The sequence below is a fragment of the Streptomyces sp. NPDC048600 genome (assembly GCF_055587025.1).
On sequence record NZ_JBVJGZ010000035.1, the window covers coordinates 47575 to 72050 of the forward strand.

The following is a 24476-nucleotide window of genomic DNA, read 5'->3' on the forward strand; positions in this document are numbered from 1 at the left end:
GTCGTACAACAGTGCGACGGTGCCGTAGTGGTCGCACCACCCCCCCCCCCTCCCCCCTACCCCCCCCCCCCCCCCCTCCCCCCCCCCCCCCCCCACCCCCCCCCCCCCAACCCCCCCCCCCCCCCCCCCCCCGCCGTCGCACCGACGCGGCGTCAGGAGGCCGGTGGCGGGGAGTCCGGCGATGCGCCGGGACGGTCGGCGGTCCCGGTGCCCTCCTTGTGCGCGAGGCGGTCCACGGCCCCCTTGGCCTTGCCCGTCCCCGTGTGGATCTTGCCGCTGTACTTGCCCTTGGTCTTCTCGTCGACGACCTTCGCCGCCTTGTCCAGACCGTGATGGATCTTGTCCCCGTGCTGTTGCGCGAGGCCGGAGACCTTGTCCTTGGCCGGGGAGAGCTTGCCCTTCAGGTTGTTCAGGAGACCCATGGTCCACCTTTCGTAGCGGTGGGTTATCTGTGGGCGCCCTCGCCGGCCTCGTTGTCGGCCGCCTCGTCGGCGGACTGCTGCTTGGGGATGGCGACGCCGTCACCCGCGGTGTTCGCGGCGGACTCCTCGCCCTGCCCCTGCACCGGCACCTCGGTCACCGCCCGGGCCGTGGCCCCGGCCGGCTCCCGCGTCGTCCCGGTGGCTTCCGCCGCCTCACCCGCGTCGGCCCCGGTCGCCGGGGTGGCGGCCTGTGCCTCGGCGGTCGACGTCTTCTCCGTGGCCTTGGACCTTGTGACCTTGGACCTTCGGAGAAGTCGCGCAAAAACGCCCATATCCACTCCATACGTTACTCGTGCGGGCGAAATCCCGCGTTGCCCGGTGCGTCCGATTGCGTCGCCCGGGTCACCGCCTCCGTGCGCGGGCGGCGAGCACCTCGCATCGGGGAACGACACCGGACCGCCGCCGTCACGTAACTCGTTCGGGGCCACCCCTCAGGGTTTGGGAGACTGGTGCGGTGAGCAGCGCAGCCCCCGCCCCCCGAGTCATCGCCGTCGTCGGACCCACCGCGGCCGGAAAATCAGATCTGGGCGTATTTCTCGCCCGGCAGCTCGGCGGCGAGGTCGTCAACGCCGACTCCATGCAGCTGTACCGGGGGATGGACATCGGTACCGCGAAACTGACGCCCGAGGAACGCGGCGGCGTCGCGCACCACCTCCTCGACATCTGGGACGTCACGGTCACGGCGTCCGTCGCCGAGTACCAGCGGCTCGCGCGTGAGCGCATCGACGCCCTGCTCGCCGAGGGACGCTGGCCGATCCTGGTCGGCGGCTCCGGCCTGTACGTCCGTGGCGCCGTCGACAACCTGGAGTTCCCCGGCACCGACCCCGAGGTCAGGGCAAGGCTGGAGGAGGAGCTCGCGCTGCGCGGCTCCGGGGCGCTGCACGCGCGCCTCGCCGCCGCCGATCCGGAAGCCGCGCGGGCGATCCTGCCCAGCAACGGCCGCCGGATCGTACGCGCCCTGGAGGTGATCGAGATCACCGGCCGGCCGTTCACCGCCAATCTGCCCGGCCACGACTCGGTCTACGACACCGTCCAGATCGGCGTCGACGTGGCGCGCCCGGAGCTGGACGACCGCATCGCGCGCCGCGTCGACCGGATGTGGGAGGCCGGTCTGGTGGAGGAGGTGCGGATCCTGGAGGCGCAGGGACTGCGCGAGGGGCGTACGGCCGCCCGCGCACTCGGGTACCAGCAGGTTCTCGCCGCGCTGTCCGGGGAATGCACCATGGACGAGGCGCGTGACGAGACCGTTCGTGCCACCAAGCGCTTCGCGCGCCGCCAGGATTCATGGTTCAGGCGGGACCCGCGGGTGCATTGGCTGAGTGGGGCTGCGGCGGATCTCACAGAACTTCCGCACCGCGCGCTGGCGTTGGTCGAACGACCGGTTACAGCCTGATCACGTGATGGCATCGGGACGCTCCGGCCGTCATCCGGGCCTCCGCTGCCGTGCCATCATCGAGCTTCGATCGACCAAGTGGAGTCCGAGTTGGGAGGGCGCGTGGCGATGGAGGCCGGCCCTCGCGACACCGCACAAGACACCGAACCCGTCACCGCCGACAGCGGCCCGACGGAGCCGGACGAGCAGCGTCTGAGCGCCGACGGCCCCGACGAGACACCGGACGGGGTGACCGACGACGGCCCCGAGCCGGAGGAGATGTTCGCGGGCGGTCCCGAGGTCGAGGTGGAGCTGCGTCCCCAGCGCAGACTGCGGATCTGGCAGCTCGCCCCGATCGTGGGTCTCGCCGCGCTCGGCTCCCTGATGTTCGCCTTCCCGCTGGCCTTCGACTTCGGTGACAGCGGTGCCGTGATCGCCATGCTGGGCCTGCTGATCTCCTTCTGCGCCGCGGGCTGGGGCATGATGGCCGCCCGCCGCGTCGGCTACACCTGGCCCGGCCTCCCGCAGCGCGGGTCCGGACGACGGCCCGACTGGCGGGTCGTGATCGCCTACGCCGTCGTGGTCCTGGCCGTCGTGGTCCTGGCGGTGTGGCGGGTCGCGCGGCTGCGCTGACACCGGGTCCGCCCGCGACCGCCGCTGCGTACCGGCCGTCAGGCGATACGGCACGCCGGAGTGTCGTACCCACACCGTACGATCGAGGGATGAGCACGCGGATCGCCTTCCTCAAGGGTCACGGCACCGAGAACGACTTCGTGATCGTCCCGGACCCCGAGAACGCCATCGACCTGCCCCCGGCCGCCGTGGCCGCCCTGTGCGACCGTCGCGCGGGCATCGGCGGCGACGGACTGCTGCACGTGGTGCGGTCCGCCGCGCACCCGGAGGCGCGGGGGACGGCCGCGGAGGCGGAGTGGTTCATGGACTACCGCAACAGCGACGGCTCCATCGCCGAGATGTGCGGCAACGGCGTGCGGGTGTTCGCCCGCTACCTGCAGCACGCCGGGCTGGTCGCCGAGGGAGACCTCGCCGTCGCCACGCGCGGTGGCGTGAAGAGCGTGCACCTCGCCAAGGACGGTGACGTCACCGTCGGCATGGGCAGGGCCCTCCTGCCCGAGGGAGACGTCACGGTCACCGTCGGCGAGCACAGCTGGCCCGCGCGCAACGTGAACATGGGCAACCCGCACGCGGTCGCCTTCGTCGACGACCTCGCCGACGCGGGGACGCTCCACGAGGCCCCGCCGTTCAGCCCGGCCTCCGCCTACCCGGACGGGGTGAACGTCGAGTTCGTCGTCGACCGCGGCCCCCGGCATGTGGCGATGCGGGTGCACGAGCGCGGCTCCGGCGAGACCCGCTCCTGCGGCACGGGCGCCTGCGCGGTCGCCGTCGCCACCGCCCGCCGCGACGGCGCCGACCCCGCGGCCACCGGTACGCCCGTCACCTACACCGTGGATGTCCTGGGCGGCCGCCTGCTGATCACCGAGCACCCCGACGGCACCGTCGAGATGACCGGCCCGGCGGTGATCGTCGCCGAGGGCGAGCTGGACGCGGAGTGGCTGGAGAGCGTCAGAGGCTGAACCCGCCTCGGTCCTCCCGCCCAGGGCCGCGTGCACCGCGATCCGGCCTCGGCCCTCCCGTCCCGGGCCGCGTGGGCCTCGACCTCGCCTCGGTCCTCCCGTCCCCCGGCCGCGTGCGCCGTGACCAGGCCGCTCCACCGCGGGCCCGGTGCCCTCGTACCGGGCCCTCCACCGATGGCCGGGGGGCGCCAGGACCAGCCCCTTCCACCTCGGTCCGGGCGTTCACAGGACACGCCCCGCCCCGGGCGAGTGACCGGACTCCGGTTCGAGCCCCGAGTCGCCCCAGCTCATGCGGATCGCAAATCGTAAACCTCATTCGCATCCCTCGAATGGGTGATCCGTTTCACGCTCGGCGAGAGGCGGTCAGCCGGGCGTGATGGGCTCGGTAGCATCAAGCACCGGCCCGGACGGGGGATGGTTGCCATCCCCTGAGCCGTGTCCGCCATGGGGCACCCGTCCGCCGGTCCACGCAGCCGGAGGTGCCCATGAGTGCGGAGGCCACGAACCCTGCGACGCCAGGCCCGGTGACGGGCGCCCTGACAGGGCTGCCGACCACGCCGACCAGCCCGGTGTCCGTGTCCCGCAAGCGCGCCCGCGCGCGTATCGACCTGCGCCGACTGGGCCGGGCCGCGCTGCTCGGCCCCACCGCCCGCGACCGGCTGCCCGACGCCATCAGCCATCTCGTCGACGCGCACCGCGCCCACCACCCCGACGCCGACCTGGACCCGCTGCGCCGCGCGTACGTCCTTGCGGAGTCCTCGCACCGCGGCCAGATGCGCAAGAGCGGCGAGCCGTACATCACGCATCCGCTCGCCGTGACACTGATCCTCGCCGAACTCGGCGCGGAGACGACGACGTTGACCGCGTCCCTCCTCCACGACACCGTCGAGGACACGGATGTGACGCTGGATCAGGTCGGCGAGGAGTTCGGCGCGGAGGTGCGCTATCTCGTCGACGGTGTCACGAAGTTGGAGAAGGTCGACTACGGCGCCGCCGCCGAGCCCGAGACCTTCCGCAAGATGCTCGTCGCGACGGGCAACGACGTCCGCGTGATGTCGATCAAACTCGCCGACCGCCTGCACAACATGCGCACCCTCGGCGTGATGCGCCCCGAGAAACAGGCGCGCATCGCCAAAGTGACCCGCGACGTACTGATCCCGCTCGCCGAACGACTCGGCGTCCAGGCCCTCAAGACGGAACTGGAGGACCTGGTCTTCGCCATCCTGCACCCGGAGGAGTACGAGCACACGCGCGAGCTGATCGTCGGCAACACCGCCCGCGCGGACGACCCCCTCGCGGAGATGGCCGAGGAGATGCGCACCGTGCTGCGCGAGGCCGACATCGCGGCGGAAGTCCTCATCAGACCAAGGCACTTCGTGTCCGTGCACCGAGTGTCCCGCAAGCGCGGACAGCTGCGCGGAGCCGACTTCGGCCGGCTGCTGGTGCTCGTGAACGAGGACGCCGACTGTTACGGCGTTCTCGGCGAACTGCACACCTGTATGACCCCGGTGGTATCGGAGTTCAAGGACTTCATCGCCGTACCGAAGTTCAACCTGTACCAGTCCCTGCACACGGCGGTGGCCCGCGCCGACGGCCAGGTCGCCGAAGTCCTCATCCGCACCCACCAGATGCACAAGGTCGCCGAGGCGGGTGTGGTCGCGCTCGGCAATCCGTACACGCCCGGGGCCGACGACCCCGTCGACGGCGAGCGCGTCGACCCCACCCGCCCCGGCTGGCTGAGCCGCCTCCTCGACTGGCAGGAGGCGGCCCCGGACCCCGACACGTTCTGGTCCACCCTGCGCGAGGACCTCGCCCAGGACCGCGAGATCACCGTCTACCGCCCCGACGGCGGGACCCTGGGCCTGCCCGAGGGCGCCACCTGCGTGGACGCGGCCTACGCGCAGTACGGCGAGGACGCGCACGCCTGCATCGGCGCTCGCGTCAACGGACGCCTCGCGACCCTGAGCACGATTCTGCGCGACGGCGACAGCGTGCAGCTCCTCATGGGCCAGGACCCCGCCTCGGAGCCCTCCCGGGAGTGGCTGGACCACGCGACCACGCCCGCGGCACGGATCGCCATCCAGCGCTGGATCGCCACCCATCCGACGGCCGCCGAGGAACCGGCGGAGCCCCTGCCCGGCGAGCCGGGCGAGGCCACAGCGCAGGGCGCTCGCGTACCCGCGCCGGAACGGCGCCACCGGCCGTCCCCCGCGACCACCGACGCGGAAGGGGCCGTGGACGCCCCGGCGGAGCCGGGCGGGGGCGCCTTCGTCGTCGACCGGCCCGGCGCGATCGCGCGGCTGGCGGGCTGCTGTACGCCCGTACCGCTGGACGAGGTCACCGGCTTCTCCGTGCGCGGTGGTGTGGTGACCGTGCACCGCGTCGCGTGCCCGGCGGTGGCCCGTATGACGGACGCGGGGCGCGCGGAGGTGGCCGTGCGCTGGGGCGAGGGCGCCGAGTGCCGGGTGACGCTGTTCGCGGAATCGTTCGTCCGCCCGCATCTGCTGGCCGACCTCACCGAGGCCATGGCGCTGGAGGGCGCCGAGATCGTCTCGGCGACCGTGGAACCGCCCAGCCAGCAGCGCGTCCGGCACACCTACACCGTCACCCTGCCCGACGCCGCACGGCTGCCCGAGCTGATGCGCGCCATGCGCAACGTGCCCGGCGTGTACGACGTCAGCCGCGCGCAGGCCGGTGACACCCCCGAGGAGTGACGTCTCGTCACACCGCCGCGTGGAAGCCCCCGTTCGGGTGGGTCCGGTGCGCGTCGGCACGGCCCGGAACGCGCGCGCTGGTAGCCGTGGTGCATGCTGCTCACTTCCCGTGTCACCCGGCGCGCTGCCGCCTTCGTCGCGCCACGCGCGCGTGCCGCCCGCCCCGGCACCCGTTCCCGGCGTCTGACGGCCTCCCTGCTGGCCTCCGCCGTCTCCGTCTGCCTCGTCGCCGCGAGCGCGCCGCCGGCCCCGCTCGGCGTCGGTGACCGTCTCTTCCCGAACCTGGGCAACCCCGGCTACGACGTGGCGGCCTACGATCTGTCGTTCGTCTACGGCGGCTCCAACACCGAGCCGCTCCAGGCCGTCACCACGATCGACGCCTGGACCACCGCCGCGCTGGACCGCGTGAACCTCGACTTCGCCCACGGAAAGGTCGGCTCGGTCGAGATCGACGGCGAGCCCGCCGAGTTCGCCACCGCCGGCGAGGACCTCGTCGTCAGCCCGAAGGAACCGCTCGCCCCGGGCAACTGGATGCGGATCACCGTGCGCCACACCAGCGACCCGGTCTCCCCCGAGGGCCGCGACGGGGGCTGGGTCCGCACCTCGGACGGGCTCGCCATGGCCAACCAGGCCGACGCCGCCCACCTGGTCTTCCCGTGCAACGACCACCCCTCCGACAAGGCCTTGTTCACCATCCGAGTCTCCGCCCCCGAGGGCTACACGGCCGTGGCCAACGGTCTCCGGACCGGCGAGGACAGCGCGCGCGGGACGACGACGTGGACGTACCGGACCCGCCACCCCATGGCCACCGAGCTGGCCCAGATCTCCATCGGCCGCTCCACCGTGGTCCACCGCACCGGCCCGCACGCCCTGCCCCTGCGCGACGTCGTCCCCACCGAGCACCGCGAGGCGCTCGAACCCTGGCTGGCGAAGACCCCCGAGCAGATCTCCTGGATGGAGGACAAGGTCGGGCGCTACCCCTTCGAGACGTACGGCCTGCTCATGGCCGACGCCTCGACCGGCTTCGAACTGGAGACACAGACGCTCTCCCTCTTCGAGCGTGACCTGTTCACCGAGCCCGCCTACCCGGAGTGGTACGTCGAGTCGATCATGGTGCACGAGCTGGCGCACCAGTGGTTCGGCGACAGCGTCACCCCGCGCTCCTGGTCCGACCTCTGGCTCAACGAGGGCCACGCCACCTGGTACGAGGCCCTGTACGCGGAGGAGAAGGCCGACCGACCGCTCCAGGACCGGATGAAGGCCGCCTACGGCGCCTCCGACCGCTGGCGCGCGGTCGGCGGACCCCCGGCGGCCCCGAAGGCGCCCCGGCCGGGCAGCAAGATCGGCATCTTCCGCGCGAACGTGTACGACGGTGCCGCCCTCGTCCTCTACGCCCTGCGCCAGGAGATCGGCCGCCCCGCCTTCGAGAACCTGGAGCGCGCCTGGGTGAGCCGCCATGACGACGCCACCGCGAGCACCGCCGACTTCGTCGCCCTCGCCGAGGAGGTGTCCGGACGCGACCTCGGAGCCTTCGCCGAGGCCTGGCTGTACGGCGAGAAGACTCCGCCCATGCCCGGCCACCCGGACTGGAGGACCGTGGCACCCGCTGAGGCCCGGAACTGAGGGAGTGGGGGCCGGCGGGCCGGACTGAGCGCGGTGGGGGCCGGCGGGCCGGAACTGAGGCGATGGCGGCCGGCCGGCCGGAACGCGGAAAGGCCTGGAAATAAGGCGGTGACGAGACGTGGCGTACCGTGCGACCATCTTCAGACGGACACGGCGCCGGGCCGGGAATCTCCCGGGGCACTCGTACGTTGTGACCAGTGACGGAATCCGTATCGACGTAGGGAACCGATGACCTCCTCTTCTTCCCCTTCCCAGGACAACAAGCGCCTCGCGCACAGCTACCCCGAGGGTCTTCGGGCCGATGCCCTGATGGAAGAGGACGTCGCCTGGAGCCACGAGATCGACGGAGAGCGGGACGGCGAGCAGTTCGACCGCTCCGAGCGCGCGGCTCTGCGCCGTGTGATCGGCCTCTCCACCGAACTCGAGGACGTCACCGAGGTCGAGTACCGACAGCTCCGTCTGGAGCGGGTCGTCCTCGTCGGCGTCTGGACCACGGGAACCCTTCAGGACGCGGAGAACTCCCTCGCGGAGCTCGCCGCGCTGGCCGAGACGGCCGGCGCCCTCGTCCTCGACGGTGTCTTCCAGCGCCGCGACAAGCCCGACTCGGCGACCTTCATCGGTTCCGGCAAGGCCCTGGAGCTGCGCGACATCGTGATCGAGTCCGGCGCGGACACGGTCATCTGCGACGGTGAGCTCAGCCCCGGCCAGCTCATCGCCCTGGAGGACGTCGTCAAGGTCAAGGTCATCGACCGTACGGCCCTGATCCTCGACATCTTCGCCCAGCACGCCAAGTCCCGAGAGGGCAAGGCGCAGGTCGCGCTCGCGCAGATGCAGTACATGCTGCCGAGGCTGCGAGGCTGGGGTCAGTCCCTGTCCCGTCAGATGGGCGGCGGCAAGGGCGGCGGCCTCGCCACCCGTGGTCCCGGTGAGACCAAGATCGAGACGGACCGGCGTCGCATCCGCGAGAAGATGGCGAAGATGCGCCGGGAGATCGCGGACATGAAGACCGGCCGCGACATCAAGCGCCAGGAGCGTCGGCGCAACAAGGTGCCGTCCGTCGCCATCGCGGGCTACACCAACGCCGGCAAGTCCTCGCTGCTCAACCGCCTCACCGGCGCGGGCGTCCTGGTCGAGAACGCGCTGTTCGCGACCCTGGACCCGACCGTGCGCCGGGCCGAGACCCCGAGCGGCCGGCTCTACACGCTGGCCGACACCGTCGGCTTCGTCCGGCACCTGCCCCACCACCTGGTCGAGGCGTTCCGCTCCACCATGGAGGAGGTCGGCGACGCCGACCTGATCCTGCACGTGGTCGACGGCTCGCACCCGGTCCCGGAGGAGCAGCTCGCGGCCGTGCGCGAGGTGATCAGGGACGTCGGCGCCACCGGCGTACCCGAGATCGTCGTGATCAACAAGGCCGACGCGGCCGACCCGCTGGTGCTCCAGCGGCTGATGCGGAACGAGAAGCGCTCCATCGCCGTCTCGGCCCGCACCGGCCAGGGCTTGACCGAGCTGCTCGCGCTGATCGACAACGAGCTGCCCCGGCCCTCGGTCGAGGTCGAGGCGCTCGTGCCGTACACCCACGGCAAGCTGGTCGCCCGTGCGCACGACGAGGGCGAGGTGCTCTCCGAGGAGCACACCGCGGAGGGCACGCTGCTCAAGGTGCGCGTGCACGAGGAACTGGCGGCGGATCTCGCGCCGTACGTCCCGGCCACGCTCAACTGACCGCGCGGAAAGCGAAGGAAGGCCCGTCCCCGAGTGAGGGGGCGGGCCTTCCGCGTACCACCCGGCCCGTCGTGGCGGACCGGCGTGCGCGGCGGGTCGTCAGCGACCTGAGCGGCGTACTCGGCAGGTCACCGGTGACCTGACCGGCGTACTCGTCGAGTCGTCACGACCGGCTCGCGTACGAGGCCGTCACCGACCGGCGTACGCGAGGGGTCGTCGGGGCCGTCACCGACCGGCGTACTTCTCGCTCACCTTGTTGAACACGCCCTCGGCGACATCGCCCAGGCGCGGACCGGCCAGCCAGCCGCCGGTGATCGGGCCGATGGAGGTGTTGGAGACCAGCGCGGGCTTGCCGTCGGAGCCGGCGGCCACCCAGCCGCCACCCGAGGAACCGCCCGTCATGGTGCAGCCGATCCGGTACATCGTCGGGTCGGAGTCGTTCAGCGACAGCCGGCCCGGCTTGTCCTCGCACTGGTGCATCGACTGACCGTCGAACGGGGCCGCCGCCGGGTAGCCGGTCGCGGTGATGCTGTCCACCTCGGGCACGGCCGGGGCGTTGAAGTCGACCGGCAGCGCCGAACCGACCGTCTCCTCCAGGGACTTGCCCGAACCGCCCTCCTCCGGCGTCACATGGATGACCGCGAAGTCGTAGGAGGCGCCGTCACCGCCGGTCGCGCCGCCCTGCTCGATCCACTGGTCGGAGGTCTGCACCCAGTCGCCCCACCAGACGCCGTACGGAGCGACCTGCTCCTTGGTGGTGCTCTCGCTCTCCATCTCCTTCGCCGACAGGCCCGAGTCGTTGTACGACGGCACGAACGCGATGTTGCGGTACCAGCCGCCGCTCTTGCCGGCGTGCACGCAGTGGCCCGCCGTCCACACCATGTTGGACTTGCCGGGGTTGGCCGGGTCCTGCACGACGGTGGCCGAGCAGACCATCGTGCCCTGGGGGGAGTCGAAGAAGACCTTGCCCGCCACGGGAACGGCGGAGTGGTACGGCGTCGAGACGGCCTGGGCCTCCACCGGTTCGGGGGTCGGGTCCGTCACGCCCTGGTCACCGGAGATGTCGTTCTCGTCGACACCCTTGTCCGGCTGCTCGGCGTCCCGCATCCGGTCCGGGTCCCACAGGTCCGCGATGATCGGGTTGATGAACTCGTCGGCCTCGCGCAGCCAGTCGTCCTTGTCCCAGTTCTTCCAGGCGCCGTTGCGCCACTTGTCGATGTCGATCCCGTGTTCCTTGAGACGGTCCTTGATGTCGTCCGGGATCTTGATCTTGTCGTCGCCCGCCACCGCGGACGCCGACGGGTCGCCACCCGCCGTGTCGTCGCCCGACTCGCAGGCGGTGGCGGTGAGCGTGAGGGCCGACACGAGGGCTACGGCCGCCAGGACGGGGGAGGTCCGGCGGCGAGCGCCTCCGCCTCCTCGGTGAGCGGTGGTCGACGGCCGTATGGATCGCATGTGCTGACTCCCCCTGATGTGGACGAACGTGGCGCTGCACGCCAAGTGCCGCGCTGAGCACGGCTTCCTGGAACGGCACCCCACACTATGCCGTCGCTGTGGGCGACTTCCGACGGAACGGCAACGGTTCGGATACAAGGCACCTGACCTGGGCGGGGCTTCGAGCGGGCGCCTCCGCGAGGATGAGCGGGCGTGCGTGCGGACCTGCGCGCCGCGCGAGTTCATCCGCACCTCTTCGCGCCTCTTTCGCACTCACTTGCTCTCTCTCGCGCCTCTCTCGCACCTTTTCGTCCACGCGCCCGGTGGGTGCCTGTCCCGAGCGGTCCCGAGGCCTCCGGCCCTTGGCCCGCACGGCTCGGGTGTCCTGGACGGCTTCCCGGCGGTGGCTCCCCGACCGACACACCGCCGGTGATCTTGCGCAGACCCGTAACTCCGTGGCCGATGCGCGGTTGGTAGGGGTGGGCGGGCGATTCGAACGTGGCCGGGGGCGGGTTCGTGGATCACCGGGGCGATGCGGCGCCTGGTTGGTCGCAAGGGGGCCGGAACACCTGACAGCGGACGAATCGACCTGAAGCCGGAACGCCGCCGAACGGGCTGGACGGCTGACATGCCGAGCGGACTCAGCTGCCGGAACACCGGCCTGCAGGCGCGAACTCGGCGGATCCGCGGGGGAAGCCGGGCCAGGCAGGTCTGGACAGGCCATGGGCGTCGGACCCGTGGCGGGTGGGGAGCGCGAGCGATGTCTCGCCTCCGGACAGCGGGAGGACGGAGCACCGTGACCGTGACCGAGGGGACTCCGCGCGGCCGTACGGCGCGCGAACCGGCGGCGCACACCTATGCGCAGGCACTGCCGATCGTGCCCGTACGCGCGCGTGGACTGACCATCGAAGGCGCCGACGGCCGCCGTTACCTCGACTGTCTCTCGGGCGCCGGCACACTCGCCCTGGGACACAACCACCCGGTCGTCCTGGAAGCCATTCGCAAGGTCCTGGACTCGGGCGCGCCCCTTCATGTCCCCGACCTGGCAACCCCTGTGGAGGACGGCTTCGTCGCCGAACTCCTCCACACCCTCCCGCCCGGCCTGGCCGACCACGCACGCGTGCGGTTCTGCGGCCCTTCCCGTGCGAGCGCCGTGGAAGAGGCACACCGAGTGGTCCGCGCCGCCACGGGCCGCACGGACGTCCTCACCCTCGATTCCACCGCACCCGCGCTCGGTCCGCGTCTGCACGCGGCCGCCCGCCCCGACGGGCCTCCGTCCCCCGTCCCGCGACCCGGGGGCGAACTCAGTACCCCCTGGCCCGAGTCCGCCCACCCGGCCGGGGTGATCGTCGAGGCCGTCCGCAGCGACGACGGCGTCAGCCCCACCCCGGACGCATGGACACGAGAGGTCCGTCGCCTCGCGTCCACCCGGGCCGTCCCGCTGATCGCCGACGAGACCGAGACCGGCGTCGGCCGCACCGGCGTCTTCTGGGCCGTCGAACACAGCGGAGTCACTCCCGACCTGATGATCCTGTCCAAGGCCATCGGCGGCAGCCTGCCCCTGTCCCTGGTCGTCCATCACACCGACCTCGAACCCGGAGCCCCGGCCCCCACCGTCCGCGGCAACCAACTGGCCATGGCCGCCGGCACGGCCACCCTCGCCCACGTCCGCGAGCATCACCTCGCCGAACGGGCCGCCCTCCTGGGCCACCGGATGCTGACCCATCTCGGCGAGCTCGCCCGGTCCTTCCCCTGCATCGCCGGTGTACGCGGCAGGGGCCTGATGACAGGCATCGAGTTCCTGCCGCCGGAGGCAGAGGCCCAGGCAGAGGCAGGCACGGGGGAGGGGACGGGGCTTGAACCGGCTTCGGCCTCGGCATCGGAGTCGGCCTCGAACCCCAGCCGCCGTGCCGCCGCCGAACTGGCCGCAACCGTCCAACGCGAGTGTCTGAACCGAGGCCTGATCGTCGGCCTCACCGGCACCCACTCGCAGGTCCTACGGCTGCTCCCACCCCTGACCATCAGCGACGAACAGACCGCTGCCGTACTCGCCCGGTTCTCCGACGCGGTGGAGGCAGCCGCCCGTCACCCCGTGACAGACCACCCCCGTGGCATCTCCTTCTGAGGAACCCCTTGAACATCACCTCCAGCCCTCACGCCGTCTCCTCCCGACCCCCGACACCCCCGCGCCCGCCTCTGTCCGACCGCGCCGACGACCACACCGCACTCCCTCGCCAGCACACCCCGGCCGTCGAACTCCCCGAACTCCCCGAGCCCCTCGACCAAGCGGACCCGTACCTCGCTGCCCAGGCCGCAGCCACGGACGCACTCCTGCGGTGCTGGGTCCGGGAGGCCGGGCTCACCGCCCCCGAGGACGGTGTCCTGCGCATTCCGCTCCCGGCGACGGGCACCACCCTGCTGGCCCCCGTGCGCTGCTGGTCCCCGACCGGCTGCCACCGCTTCGGCCGACCGTCCCTGGCCGAGGCACCCGTCCACGTCCCCTCGGTCGACGCGGTCACGCTCGCCGCCCTGCTCGGCAGGGAGACGAACGGCGACGGGACCGCCGCCGCGGGGTCGGCCACGGCCGAGGCCGCCGACCTCGTCGCGCGCGTCGCCGACTCGGTCCGCCGGACGGCCACGTTCATCAGTGAAAGACGGGCACACCCCACCGACGGACCGGATCACTTCCTCTCCGCCGAGCAGGCCCTCGTGCTCGGCCACCCTCTTCACCCGACCCCGAAGAGCCGCGAAGGGCTCACGGAGTCCGAAAGCCGTCTCTATTCACCCGAGTTGCGCGGTTCCTTCCCACTGCACTGGATCGCCGTCTCACCTGGCGCACTCGCCATGGACTCGGCCTGGACCGAGCGAGGCCGGCCCGTCCCCGCGACCCAGCTCACCGCCCGCCTCGCCGGACCGGGCCTGGACCTGCCCGACGGCTGCGCCGCACTGCCCCTGCATCCCTGGCAGATGCGGGAGATCCGCAACCGACCGGACATCGAGCCCCTGTTCGCCGCCGGACTGCTCGAAGACCTGGGCACGCATGGCGCTCCATGGCATCCCACCTCCTCCGTACGGACCGTGCACCGCACTGGCGCACCCGCCATGCTCAAGCTGTCGTTGGCGCTGCGGATCACCAACTCCCGCCGCGAGAACCTCCGCAAGGAACTCCACAGGGGCGTCGAGGTCCACCGCCTCCTGCGCGGTGGTGTGGCCGGGCGCTGGCACGCGGCCCACCCCGGCTTCGACATCGTCCGGGACCCGGCCTGGCTCGCCGTGGACGGGCCGGACGGCGACCCCGTACCAGGACTGGACGTGGTGATCCGGCACAACCCCTTCGCCCCGTCGGACGACGTCAGCTGCGTCGCCGGGCTCCTCGCTCCCCGGCCGCGGGAGCAGGCGGACTCGCGGGGCGGGGACTGCTCGGAGCCCGGCAGCACGGTGATGACGTCCCGGCTCGCCGAGGTGATCACCCGGCTGGCCGGTCGCACCGGCCGTTCTCGGGGAGCGGTTGCCGCCGAGTGGTTCCTGCGCTACCTCGAGCAGGTCGTCCGTCCCGTGCTGTGGCTGGACGCCGAGGTCGGCATCGCCCTGGAAGCCCACCAGCAGAACACGCTGCTGCTGCTGGACGCCGACGGCTGGCCCGCCGGCGGCCGCTACCGCGACAACCAGGGGTACTACTTCCGCGAGTCTCGTCGCGCCGAGCTCGACGGGCTGCTCCCCGGGATCGGCAAGCTCAGCGACACGTTCGTCTCCGACGAGGTCACCGACGAGCGCTTCGCCTACTACCTCGCGATCAACAACGTGCTCGGACTCGTCGGAGCGTTCGGCTCGCAGCGCCTCGCGGACGAGCGGCTGCTGCTCGCCGCGTTCCGCCGCTTCCTGGAGAGCGTCGCCGCCGGTCCCACGCGGCTGCGCACCTCCCTGCCCGGCCGACTGCTCGACTCGCCCGTCCTGCGCTGCAAGGCCAATCTGCTCACCCGGCTGCACGGCCTCGACGAACTCGTGGGCCCCGTGGACACCCAGTCGGTCTACGTCACCATCGCCAACCCCCTTTCTCCATGACCGGCATCGCGTCTCCTCCCCTTGCTGCTGAACACCGGCCCCTTCCGCGTCCGAGGACCATGCCTCGTCCCCCTTCATGAGAGGAGCGTCGCCGTGCCTCCCAGCGACCCCGGTGTGAACCCCGGCCCCACCTTCGTCACCCGGCTCCCGGAGAGGTCCGGCCCGGCGCTGGGGACGGACGTCGAGGACACGCTCGACCTACGGCTGCCCGACGACTTCCTCGCGGGTCTCTCCCTCGCCGCCGGTGCAGCCGCCGTCCCCGTCGCCGAGGCGGGGGCGGCGGCGGGGGAGTCGGGCGAGGCCTTGGCGCCAGAAGTCGCCGTGGAGCTGCCGCCCACGTACGACCTGCTTGACCGAGTGCACGCATGGGGCTCGATCGCCACCACGGCGGGCCTGTTCCAGCTGGTCCCCGTACGCCTGGAACGGGACCTGCCCCTCATTGCGCGGTGGATGAACGACCCGGCGGTCGTGACGTTCTGGGATCTCGCCGGCCCACCGAACGTGACCGAACGGCATCTGGCCGAGCAGCTCGCCGGCGACGGACGCAGCGTCCCCTGTCTCGGTGTGCTGGACGGCAGCCCGATGAGCTACTGGGAGATCTACCGGGCCGACCTCGATCCCCTGGCCCGTGACTGTCCCGTCCGCCCCCACGACACCGGTATCCACCTCCTCATCGGCGGCGTCGCCGACCGGGGACGGGGGCTCGGCAGCGTGCTTCTCCGAGCCGTCGCCGACCGCGCGCTCGACCGCCGCTCCGCCTGTGCACGCGTGATCGCCGAGCCCGACCTTCGCAATACGCCTTGCATCGCCGCCTTCCTCAGCGCGGGCTTCCGGTTCTCCGCCGAGGTCGACCTTCCCGGGAAACGGGCCGCCCTGATGGTTCGAGACCGGTCACTGCGTCATCTGCTGTAGCCATGTGCGACAGCGTGGTCACTTCTGGTAAACCGCTCGATGGGCCCCCGAGTGACCACGGCCCCAGTGACCACGGCCCCAGTGACCACGGCCCCAAGCGACCACCCCCGTCCGCACCACCCGCTCACCCACAAGAGACCCACTGCCTTGATCCCACCCCTCGCATCACCCGCGATCACCCGTTTGTCAGTGCCGAGCCGTAGGGTGGTCGCGCTATGACGAAGCCCTCTCTCCCCGAACTCCTGCACGCCGCCGTCGCCGCTGTCGGCGGTACGGAGCGCCCCGGCCAGGTGGCCATGGCCGAAGCCGTCGCGGAGGCGATCGACGACGGCTCCCATCTGCTCGTCCAGGCCGGCACCGGCACCGGAAAGTCGCTGGGCTACCTCGTGCCCGCGCTCGCGCACGGGGACCGGGTCGTCGTCGCGACGGCCACACTGGCACTCCAGCGCCAGCTCGTGGAGCGGGACCTGCCGCGCACGGTGGACGCCCTGCACCCGCTGCTGCGCCGCCGCCCGGAGTTCGCGATGCTCAAGGGCCGGTCGAACTACCTGTGTCTGCACCGTCTCCACGAGGGCGTGCCGCAGGACGAGGAAGAGGGCCTCTTCGACCAGTTCGAGGCCGCGGCACCCACCAGCAAACTGGGCCAGGACCTGCTGCGGCTGCGTGACTGGTCGGACGAGACCGAGTCCGGCGACCGCGACGACCTCACGCCGGGTGTGTCCGACCGCGCCTGGGCCCAGGTGTCGGTCTCCTCGCGCGAATGCCTCGGTGCCACGAAGTGCGCGTACGGCGCCGAGTGCTTCGCCGAGATGGCGCGTGAGCGGGCCAAGCTGGCGGACGTCGTCGTCACCAACCACGCCCTGCTCGCGATCGACGCCATCGAGGGCGCCCCGGTGCTGCCCCAGCACGAGGTGCTGATCGTCGACGAGGCCCACGAACTCGTCTCCCGTGTCACCGGCGTCGCCACCGGCGAGCTCACCCCCGGGCAGGTCAACCGAGCGGTGCGCCGCGCCGCGAAGCTCGTCAACGAGAAGGCCGCCGACCAGCTCCAGACCGCATCGGAGGGCTTCGAGCGGCTGATGGAGCTGGCGCTGCCCGGCCGCCTGGAGGAGATCCCCGAGGACCTGGGCTACGCGCTCATGGCACTGCGCGACGCCTGCCGTACGGTCATCTCCGCGATCGGCGCCACCCGCGACAAGTCCGTCCAGGACGAGGACGCGGTCCGCAAGCAGGCGCTGGCCTCCGTGGAGACGGTGCACGACGTCGCCGAGCGGATCACGAACGGCTCGGAGTGGGACGTCGTCTGGTACGAGCGCCACGACCGCTTCGGCGCGTCCCTGCGGGTGGCTCCGATGTCGGTTTCGGGGCTGCTGAGGGAGAAGCTCTTCAACGAGCGCTCGGTGACGCTCGCGTCGGCCACGCTGAAACTGGGCGGCGACTTCAACGGCGTGGGAGCGTCCCTGGGGCTTGCTCCGGAGGGCACGACGGGTGACGACGCGCCGCCGTGGAAGGGCGTCGACGTGGGCTCGCCGTTCGACTACCCCAAGCAGGGCATCCTGTACGTCGCCAAGCATCTGTCACGCCCCGCGCGGGACGGCGAGCGCGGCGACATGCTGGACGAGCTGACCGAGCTCATCCAGGCCGCCGGCGGCCGCACGCTCGGCCTCTTCTCCTCCATGCGGGCCGCCCAGCTGGCCGCCGAGGAGCTGCGCTCGCGCATCCCGGAGTTCCCGATCCTGCTCCAGGGCGAGGAGACCCTCGGCGAGCTGATCAAGAACTTCTCGGCGGACCCGAAGACCTGCCTCTTCGGCACGCTGTCCTTGTGGCAGGGCGTCGACGTCCCCGGTCCGAGCTGCCAGCTCGTCGTGATGGACAAGATCCCGTTCCCGCGCCCCGACGACCCGCTGATGAGTGCCCGCCAGAAGGCCGTGGAGGAAGCGGGGGGCAACGGCTTCATGGCCGTCGCGGCGACCCACGCCGCCCTGCTCATGGCCCAGGGCGCGGGCCGCCTCGTACGCGCGACGGGGGACCGGGGCGTGGTCGCCGTACTCGATCAGCGGCTGGCCACGGCCCGCTACGGCAGCTATCTGAAGGCCTCGCTGCCCGATTTCTGGTACACGACCGACCGCAATCAGGTGCGGAAGTCGCTGGCGGCCATCGACGCCACGGCGAAGCAGACGGAAGCCGGATGATCGTGGCGGGTGGCCTCGTACCTGCACCGGGACAGGCCGCCCCGCCCCGACTCGCAGTCTCAGTCACCTGTCACCACTCACCTGTCACCGGGCATCCGTCGCCGGTACGGCGATCGCGGGCCGTATCGCCCAGCTGATGCGCCTCGCCCCGATCATCCGGCAGAGGTCATGCCCTGATCTGGTCGGAAACCGGTTACCGAGATCCGGTCAGAAACCGGTTACCGACCCTGGACAGCACAGGGCCCCGGAACCGGCGCAGAGGTTCCGGGGCCCGGTCAGGGAGGCGGGTTGCCGTCGGGCCCGCCGGCCGGTGGACTCAGACGCGACGCAGGACGGCAACCACCTTGCCGAGGATGGTCGCGTCGTCGCCCGGGATGGGCTCGTAGGCCGCGTTGTGCGGGAGGAGCCAGACGTGCCCGTCCTCGCGCTTGAAGCGCTTCACGGTGGCCTCTCCGTCGAGCATGGCGGCGACGATGTCGCCGTTCTCGGCGACGGGCTGACGGCGGACCGTGACCCAGTCGCCGTCGCAGATCGCGGCCTCGATCATCGAGTCGCCGACGACCTTCAGGACGAACAGCTCGCCGTCACCGACCAACTGCCGCGGCAGAGGGAAGACGTCCTCTACGGACTCCTCGGCGAGGATCGGGCCACCCGCGGCGATCCGGCCGACGAGCGGGACGTACGACGCGGCCGGCTTGCCCGCGGTGTCGGTGGGCTGCACGGTCGCCGCCTGGTCGGAGCCGCGTACCTCGTACGCGCGCGGGCGGTGCGGGTCGCGGCGCAGGAAGCCCTTGCGCTCCAGGGCCATCAGCTGGTGCGCGACGGAGGACGTGCTGGACAGGCCGACCGCCTGGCCGATCTCCCGCATCGACGGCGGGTAGCCGCGGCGCTGCACGGAGTCCCTGATGACCTCGATCACCCGGCGCTGCCGGTCGGTGAGTCCGGAGCTGTCGGCCCGGATACCTGGAGGTCGGCCCGGCAGGGAGCGCTTGTGTCCTTCGGGGTTCGCGGTCTCGTTCATCGCATGCACCGGCTCGACTCGGCCCTGGGAGCGGTCCTGGGCGGTCATGGTGGCACTGTCTGTGGTGGTGGTCACGTCGGCCCCTCTCGATTGTCTCCCTGCCCGGACAACGGTAGTTGCTTTCGAAAGGTTGCGCCAAACACACGTTCGAGTGAAAAAACGCGTTTCGCCTGACGTGATCATGTGTCCGGGTGTATCGGCTGACGCGCTGCCTGGAGGGCGAAAGGGCCCATTGTTGTACTCTTCACCGCCGAGGCTCGCCCTCGTGGGGGCGTGCCCCAGTCTGCCATCCGCCGCCCTGCCGACCGGGCACCGGCCCTCGCCTTGCGCGGGAGTCTCACATCTCCTCCCTGCGGCGCCCACGGTATCCCTGAAACCGCCCCGTGCGGCGGGAGAGCCGCGTCCCGGCCGTGCCGCGCCCGGAGTCCGGCCGCACCGCGCTCCGGCCCTTGTGCAGGCCGCGGGACGCGACACGCGGCTCTCGCTGCATGTATGCGCCATTCCCTACATCTAGTGGTTGGATTGCGGCAGCAGCCCATAAGTTGTGGTCCCCCGGGTCTCCAGGCCCTCCGGCATCGCCTATGCTTGTGGCTGCTTCGAGGGGCCCAAGGGGCTCCTGGGGTTATTGAGTCTGCTGTGAGGAGGGTTGGGAGTTCCATGCACTGCCCCTTCTGCAGGCACCCCGACAGTCGGGTCGTCGACAGTCGTACGACGGACGACGGCACGTCGATCCGCAGGCGCCGCCAGTGCCCTGACTGCTCCCGTCGTTTCACGACCGTGGAGACGTGCTCGCTCATGGTGGTGAAGCGGTCCGGAGTCACCGAGCCCTTCAGTCGTACGAAGGTCATCAACGGCGTGCGCAAGGCATGCCAGGGACGGCCTGTCACCGAGGACGCGCTCGCCCAGCTCGGCCAGCGGGTCGAGGAGGCGGTGCGGGCCACCGGAAGCGCCGAGCTGACCACCCACGACGTGGGTCTGGCCATACTCGGACCGCTCCAGGAGCTCGACCTCGTGGCCTACTTGCGCTTCGCGTCGGTCTACCGCGCGTTCGACTCGCTGGAGGACTTCGAGGCGGCCATCACGGAGTTGAGGCAGGCGAACCGCCCCGGCGCGGACGACGAGGACCGCGGGAAAGCGGACGCGGGGAGCCAGGAAGACGAGCGCGGGAGCGGGGAGACCGTCCAGGTCCCCGTGCCCGCCGGCGCCGCCGACTGACAGGCGGGCCGGACCGGACGCACAGTCCGGGCCGGCCGGGTCCAGGCGGCAAGGGCCGGCCGGTCGACGGCGGCCAGGAGAAGACCTGTTGCGGGCGGTACGCGGGTGCCCGCAGCACCAGACAGAACACCGTGCCACGGGAACATTCGGGGCACTTCAGGGCGTTTACGCCCGTACAGGGAGGCGGCATGACAGAGACGGCGAGCGGTCCGGCACGAGGTTCCCGAGCGAAGGGCGCCAAGGCCACCAAGGGACTGCGTATCGAGCGCATCCACACCACCCCCGGCGTGCACCCGTACGACGAGGTCCAGTGGGAGCGCCGTGACGTCGTCATGACCAACTGGCGCGACGGCTCGGTCAACTTCGAGCAGCGTGGCGTCGAGTTCCCCGACTTCTGGTCGGTGAACGCGGTCAACATCGTCACCAGCAAGTACTTCCGTGGTGCCGTCGGCACCCCGCAGCGCGAGACCGGCCTCAGGCAGCTGATCGACCGCATCGTGAAGACGTATCGGAAGGCCGGCGAGGACTACAAGTACTTCGCCTCGCCCGCCGACGCCGAGATCTTCGAGCACGAGCTGGCGTACGCCCTCCTGCACCAGATCTTCAGCTTCAACAGCCCCGTCTGGTTCAACGTCGGCACGCCCCAGCCGCAGCAGGTGTCCGCCTGCTTCATCCTGTCCGTCGACGACTCCATGGAGTCGATCCTCGACTGGTACAAGGAAGAGGGCATGATCTTCAAGGGCGGCTCCGGCGCCGGCCTGAACCTCTCCCGCATCCGCTCCTCCAAGGAGCTGCTGTCCTCCGGCGGCAACGCCTCCGGCCCCGTCTCCTTCATGCGCGGTGCCGACGCCTCCGCGGGAACCATCAAGTCCGGTGGCGCCACCCGCCGCGCGGCCAAGATGGTCATCCTCGACGTCGACCACCCCGACATCGAGGACTTCATCGAGACGAAGGTCAAGGAAGAGGAGAAGATCCGCGCCCTGCGCGACGCGGGCTTCGACATGGACCTGGGCGGGGACGACATCACGTCCGTCCAGTACCAGAACGCCAACAACTCGGTCCGTGTGAACGACGAGTTCATGAAGGCGGTCGAGAGCGGCGGCAAGTTCGGCCTGCGCGCCCGGATGACCGGCGAGGTCATCGAGGACGTCGACGCCAAGGCCCTCTTCCGCAAGATGGCCCTGGCCGCCTGGGCCTGCGCCGACCCGGGCATCCAGTACGACGACACGATCAACCACTGGCACACCTGCCCGGAGTCCGGCCGTATCAACGGCTCGAACCCCTGCAGCGAGTACATGCACCTGGACAACACGTCCTGCAACCTCGCCTCGCTGAACCTGATGAAGTTCCTCAAGGACGACGGCAAGGGCCACCAGTCCTTCGACGCCGAGCGCTTCGCCAAGGTCGTCGAGCTCGTCATCACCGCGATGGACATCTCCATCTGCTTCGCGGACTTCCCGACGCAGAAGATCGGCGAGAACACGCGCGCGTTCCGCCAGCTCGGCATCGGCTACGCCAACCTCGGCGCCCTGCTGATGGCGACCGGCCACGCCTACGACTCCGACGGCGGCCGCGCCCTCGCCGGTGCCGTCACCTCGCTGATGACCGGCACGGCCTACCGCCGCTCCGCCGAGCTGGCCGCGGTCGTCGGCGCGTACGACGGCTACGCCCGCAACGCCGACGCCCACAACCGCGTCATGAAGCAGCACGCCGACGCCAACGGCCGGGCCGTCCGCATGGACGACCTCGACACGCCGATCTGGGCCGCCGCCACGGAGGCCTGGCAGGACGTCCAGCGCCTCGGTGAGAAGAACGGTTTCCGTAACTCCCAGGCGTCCGTCATCGCCCCGACCGGCACCATCGGTCTGGCGATGTCCTGCGACACCACCGGTCTCGAGCCCGACCTCGCCCTGGTCAAGTTCAAGAAGCTCGTCGGCGGCGGCTCGATGCAGATCGTCAACGGCACCGTTCCGCAGGCCCTGCGCCGCCTGGGTTACCAGGAGGAGCAGATCGAGGCGATCGTCGCCCACATCGCCGAGAACGGCAATGTGATCGACGCCCCCGGCCTCAAGCACGAGCACTACGAGGTGTTCGACTGCGCCATGGGCGAGCGTTCCATCTCCGCGATGGGCCACGTCCGCATGATGGCCGCGATCCAGCCCTGGATCTCCGGCGCCCTCTCCAAGACCGTCAACCTGCCGGAGACGGCGACGGTCGAGGACGTCGAAGAGGTCTACTTCGAGGCCTGGAAGATGGGCGTCAAGGCGCTCGCGATCTACCGCGACAACTGCAAGGTCGGCCAGCCGCTCTCCGCCAAGAAGAAGGAGGACGAGAAGGCCGCGGTGACCGCGAAGACCGAGGCGACGATCCGTGAGACCGTCGAGAAGGTCGTCGAGTACCGCCCGGTCCGCAAGCGCCTCCCGAAGGGACGTCCCGGCATCACCACCTCCTTCACCGTCGGTGGCGCCGAGGGCTACATGACCGCCAACTCCTACCCGGACGACGGTCTCGGCGAGGTCTTCCTGAAGATGTCCAAGCAGGGTTCGACCCTCGCGGGCATGATGGACGCCTTCTCCATCGCCGTCTCGGTGGGCCTGCAGTACGGCGTGCCGCTGGAGACGTACGTCTCGAAGTTCACCAACATGCGCTTCGAGCCGGCCGGCATGACGGACGACCCGGACGTGCGGATGGCCCAGTCGATCGTCGACTACATCTTCCGCCGCCTGGCGCTCGACTTCCTGCCCTTCGAGACCCGCTCCGCCCTCGGCATCCACTCCGCCGAGGAGCGTCAGCGTCACCTCGAGACGGGCTCCTACGAGCCGCTGGACGACGAGGACGTCGACGTCGAGGGCCTCGCCCAGTCGGCGCCGCGCACCCAGGAGCTCAAGGCCGTCGCCGCTCCGAAGGTCGAGACCGAGCCGGTCGAGCCCGCCCCGAAGCAGGCCCACACCAGCGCCGAACTGGTGGAGATGCAGCTGGGCATCCAGGCCGACGCCCCGCTCTGCTTCTCCTGCGGCACCAAGATGCAGCGGGCCGGTTCCTGCTACATCTGCGAGGGCTGCGGCTCGACGAGCGGTTGCAGCTGATCCGCTGAGCAGTGAGTGAGAAGGGGCGCCGGTCCAGCACCGGCGCCCCTTCTCGGTTTTCGTCCCGCGCCTGTGCCGGTCCCGCTTCGCTCACGTGCCTGTGCGCTTGGCGTCGACCCGTAGGCTCCGCCCATGGATCTCTCACGGCGATACGACGGTGACATCCGCGCGCTGACCGGCGCCTCCCGCGCGGCCGCGCTCGACGCACTCGTCGAGGACCTTCGCGCGGCCGACCCTCTTGTCCGGGACGACGGCGCATATGTCACGGCCGTGCGCTGGATACCCGTGCTGGAGCGTGCCGAACGGCAGTGTCTGGGCGACCGGATGGCCGCGTACTTCACCGATCCTGCCGTGCAGGCGCGGACGTTCGCGCCGCTGGTCCTGGCCCGGATCGTCGCGGCGGGCGACTGGCTGGAGGCGTGGTGGAGCCCCTTCGCCGAGTGGTACCCGGCCGAGACGGACCTGCGCGGCCATGACGCCGAACTGGGCTGGCTGCACGCGGCCGCGCACGGAGCCGACCTGCTCGCGGCGCTGGCCCGGCACCCCGGGCAGGACCCGTCGCGGCTCGCGGACCTCGCGGTCGCCCGGCTGCTCGCGCCCACCGGACACCTCTTCGACGCACAGGAGGACGACCGCCTGGCGTACGCGCTCGCGCAGATCCTCAGCCACCCGGACCTCGGCGCGGAGGAGGCCACCGCGTGGCTCGTGCCGATCGAGAAGGCCTTCAGGACGGGCGAACCCGGCCCGGTCCCGCCCTGGGCGTCGAACACCATGCGGACCCTGCGGATGGTCTACCTGCTGGCCGACCGGGGCCTGCGCACCCGCAACACCGACGAACCGGCCCACAAGGTGAACCACCGGGAGGCCGTCCTCGAGGCGGTCGCGGCCACCCTCGCCGTCGTGGCGCCCTACACCGGATGACATCGGCCGCTCGTACGAGATTATGAACGCCGGGAGCCGTACCCGGCCGGGGGGGGGGGGGGGGGGGGGGGGGGGGAGGTGGGGGGAAGGGGGATGTGCGGTGGATGGTGTGGGTGTTGCGGGGAGAG

Annotated in this window: 17 protein-coding genes; 13 read left to right on the plus strand and 4 right to left on the minus strand. The window is 71.2% G+C overall.

Annotated features, from left to right (window positions below):
• Positions 1-152 precede the first annotated feature (152 nt).
• A complete protein-coding gene (locus ACZ6SQ_RS33635; RefSeq protein WP_469568873.1) occupies positions 153-422 on the minus strand; it encodes an antitoxin in 270 nt (89 codons plus the stop codon).
• A gap of 23 nt (positions 423-445) precedes the next feature.
• On the minus strand, positions 446-754 hold the full coding sequence (locus ACZ6SQ_RS33640; protein WP_469568875.1) for a hypothetical protein: 309 nt from the start codon (positions 752-754) through the stop codon (positions 446-448).
• A gap of 182 nt (positions 755-936) precedes the next feature.
• On the opposite strand from ACZ6SQ_RS33640, the gene miaA reads away from it, so the two are divergent.
• The 6 genes from miaA (at position 937) to hflX (ending at position 9505) form a co-directional block, all read left to right on the plus strand.
• Positions 937-1875 (plus strand): tRNA (adenosine(37)-N6)-dimethylallyltransferase MiaA, encoded by a 939-nt coding sequence (miaA, locus tag ACZ6SQ_RS33645; RefSeq protein ID WP_469568878.1) that lies wholly within the window; start codon positions 937-939, stop codon positions 1873-1875.
• Between the two features lie 108 nt (positions 1876-1983).
• Positions 1984-2487 (plus strand): hypothetical protein, encoded by a 504-nt coding sequence (locus ACZ6SQ_RS33650; RefSeq protein ID WP_469568924.1) that lies wholly within the window; start codon positions 1984-1986, stop codon positions 2485-2487.
• 89 nt (positions 2488-2576) lie between these two features.
• Positions 2577-3446 (plus strand): diaminopimelate epimerase, encoded by an 870-nt coding sequence (gene dapF / locus ACZ6SQ_RS33655; protein ID WP_469568881.1) that lies wholly within the window; start codon positions 2577-2579, stop codon positions 3444-3446.
• A 485-nt stretch (positions 3447-3931) separates the two neighbouring features.
• On the plus strand, positions 3932-6160 hold the full coding sequence (locus ACZ6SQ_RS33660; RefSeq protein WP_469568884.1) for a RelA/SpoT family protein: 2229 nt from the start codon (positions 3932-3934) through the stop codon (positions 6158-6160).
• Positions 6161-6253: 93 nt separating this feature from the next.
• Positions 6254-7783: a M1 family metallopeptidase gene (locus ACZ6SQ_RS33665; RefSeq protein ID WP_469568888.1), complete on the plus strand. Its 1530-nt coding sequence runs from the start codon at positions 6254-6256 to the stop codon at positions 7781-7783.
• A 228-nt stretch (positions 7784-8011) separates the two neighbouring features.
• On the plus strand, positions 8012-9505 hold the full coding sequence (gene hflX, locus ACZ6SQ_RS33670; RefSeq protein WP_469568891.1) for a GTPase HflX: 1494 nt from the start codon (positions 8012-8014) through the stop codon (positions 9503-9505).
• Positions 9506-9730: 225 nt separating this feature from the next.
• Here the strand turns inward: hflX and ACZ6SQ_RS33675 are convergent, their stop codons facing one another.
• Positions 9731-10960: a trypsin-like serine peptidase gene (locus tag ACZ6SQ_RS33675; protein WP_469568893.1), complete on the minus strand. Its 1230-nt coding sequence runs from the start codon at positions 10958-10960 to the stop codon at positions 9731-9733.
• 739 nt (positions 10961-11699) lie between these two features.
• Here ACZ6SQ_RS33675 and ACZ6SQ_RS33680 point away from each other — a divergent pair.
• From ACZ6SQ_RS33680 to ACZ6SQ_RS33695, 4 genes are all read left to right on the plus strand, one after another.
• Positions 11700-13064 (plus strand): aminotransferase class III-fold pyridoxal phosphate-dependent enzyme, encoded by a 1365-nt coding sequence (locus tag ACZ6SQ_RS33680; protein ID WP_469568896.1) that lies wholly within the window; start codon positions 11700-11702, stop codon positions 13062-13064.
• Positions 13065-13072: 8 nt separating this feature from the next.
• Positions 13073-15001 carry an IucA/IucC family protein gene (locus ACZ6SQ_RS33685; RefSeq protein WP_469568899.1) on the plus strand — a complete coding sequence of 643 codons (1929 nt, stop codon included), beginning with the start codon at positions 13073-13075 and terminating at the stop codon, positions 14999-15001.
• A gap of 93 nt (positions 15002-15094) precedes the next feature.
• Complete coding sequence (locus ACZ6SQ_RS33690; protein WP_469568902.1) at positions 15095-15913, plus strand: GNAT family N-acetyltransferase; 819 nt, start codon at positions 15095-15097, stop codon at positions 15911-15913.
• Between the two features lie 215 nt (positions 15914-16128).
• Positions 16129-18105, plus strand: coding sequence for an ATP-dependent DNA helicase (locus ACZ6SQ_RS33695; RefSeq protein WP_469568905.1), 1977 nt, complete (start codon positions 16129-16131; stop codon positions 18103-18105).
• Positions 18106-18421: 316 nt separating this feature from the next.
• Here ACZ6SQ_RS33695 and lexA read toward each other — a convergent pair whose 3' ends face one another.
• Positions 18422-19201: a transcriptional repressor LexA gene (gene lexA / locus ACZ6SQ_RS33700; RefSeq protein ID WP_386382726.1), complete on the minus strand. Its 780-nt coding sequence runs from the start codon at positions 19199-19201 to the stop codon at positions 18422-18424.
• A 582-nt stretch (positions 19202-19783) separates the two neighbouring features.
• Between lexA and nrdR the strand changes: the two genes are divergently transcribed.
• From nrdR to ACZ6SQ_RS33715, 3 genes are all read left to right on the plus strand, one after another.
• Positions 19784-20341 (plus strand): transcriptional regulator NrdR, encoded by a 558-nt coding sequence (gene nrdR / locus ACZ6SQ_RS33705; protein WP_469568909.1) that lies wholly within the window; start codon positions 19784-19786, stop codon positions 20339-20341.
• A 188-nt stretch (positions 20342-20529) separates the two neighbouring features.
• Positions 20530-23427: a vitamin B12-dependent ribonucleotide reductase gene (locus tag ACZ6SQ_RS33710; protein ID WP_469568912.1), complete on the plus strand. Its 2898-nt coding sequence runs from the start codon at positions 20530-20532 to the stop codon at positions 23425-23427.
• Positions 23428-23559: 132 nt separating this feature from the next.
• Entirely contained in the window at positions 23560-24348 is a 789-nt protein-coding gene (locus ACZ6SQ_RS33715; RefSeq protein WP_469568914.1) for a DUF2785 domain-containing protein, read from the plus strand.
• Positions 24349-24476 lie beyond the last annotated feature (128 nt).

Coding starts and splice junctions, on each gene's coding strand:
- ACZ6SQ_RS33635 (WP_469568873.1), bottom strand. CDS start 422: ATGGGTCTCCTGAACAACCTGAAGGGCAAGCTCTCCCCGGCCAAGGAC.
- ACZ6SQ_RS33640 (WP_469568875.1), bottom strand. CDS start 754: ATGGGCGTTTTTGCGCGACTTCTCCGAAGGTCCAAGGTCACAAGGTCC.
- ACZ6SQ_RS33650 (WP_469568924.1), top strand. CDS start 1,984: ATGGAGGCCGGCCCTCGCGACACCGCACAAGACACCGAACCCGTCACC.
- dapF (WP_469568881.1), top strand. CDS start 2,577: ATGAGCACGCGGATCGCCTTCCTCAAGGGTCACGGCACCGAGAACGAC.
- ACZ6SQ_RS33660 (WP_469568884.1), top strand. CDS start 3,932: ATGAGTGCGGAGGCCACGAACCCTGCGACGCCAGGCCCGGTGACGGGC.
- ACZ6SQ_RS33665 (WP_469568888.1), top strand. CDS start 6,254: ATGCTGCTCACTTCCCGTGTCACCCGGCGCGCTGCCGCCTTCGTCGCG.
- hflX (WP_469568891.1), top strand. CDS start 8,012: ATGACCTCCTCTTCTTCCCCTTCCCAGGACAACAAGCGCCTCGCGCAC.
- ACZ6SQ_RS33675 (WP_469568893.1), bottom strand. CDS start 10,960: ATGCGATCCATACGGCCGTCGACCACCGCTCACCGAGGAGGCGGAGGC.
- ACZ6SQ_RS33680 (WP_469568896.1), top strand. CDS start 11,700: ATGTCTCGCCTCCGGACAGCGGGAGGACGGAGCACCGTGACCGTGACC.
- ACZ6SQ_RS33695 (WP_469568905.1), top strand. CDS start 16,129: ATGACGAAGCCCTCTCTCCCCGAACTCCTGCACGCCGCCGTCGCCGCT.
- nrdR (WP_469568909.1), top strand. CDS start 19,784: ATGCACTGCCCCTTCTGCAGGCACCCCGACAGTCGGGTCGTCGACAGT.
- ACZ6SQ_RS33710 (WP_469568912.1), top strand. CDS start 20,530: ATGACAGAGACGGCGAGCGGTCCGGCACGAGGTTCCCGAGCGAAGGGC.
- ACZ6SQ_RS33715 (WP_469568914.1), top strand. CDS start 23,560: ATGGATCTCTCACGGCGATACGACGGTGACATCCGCGCGCTGACCGGC.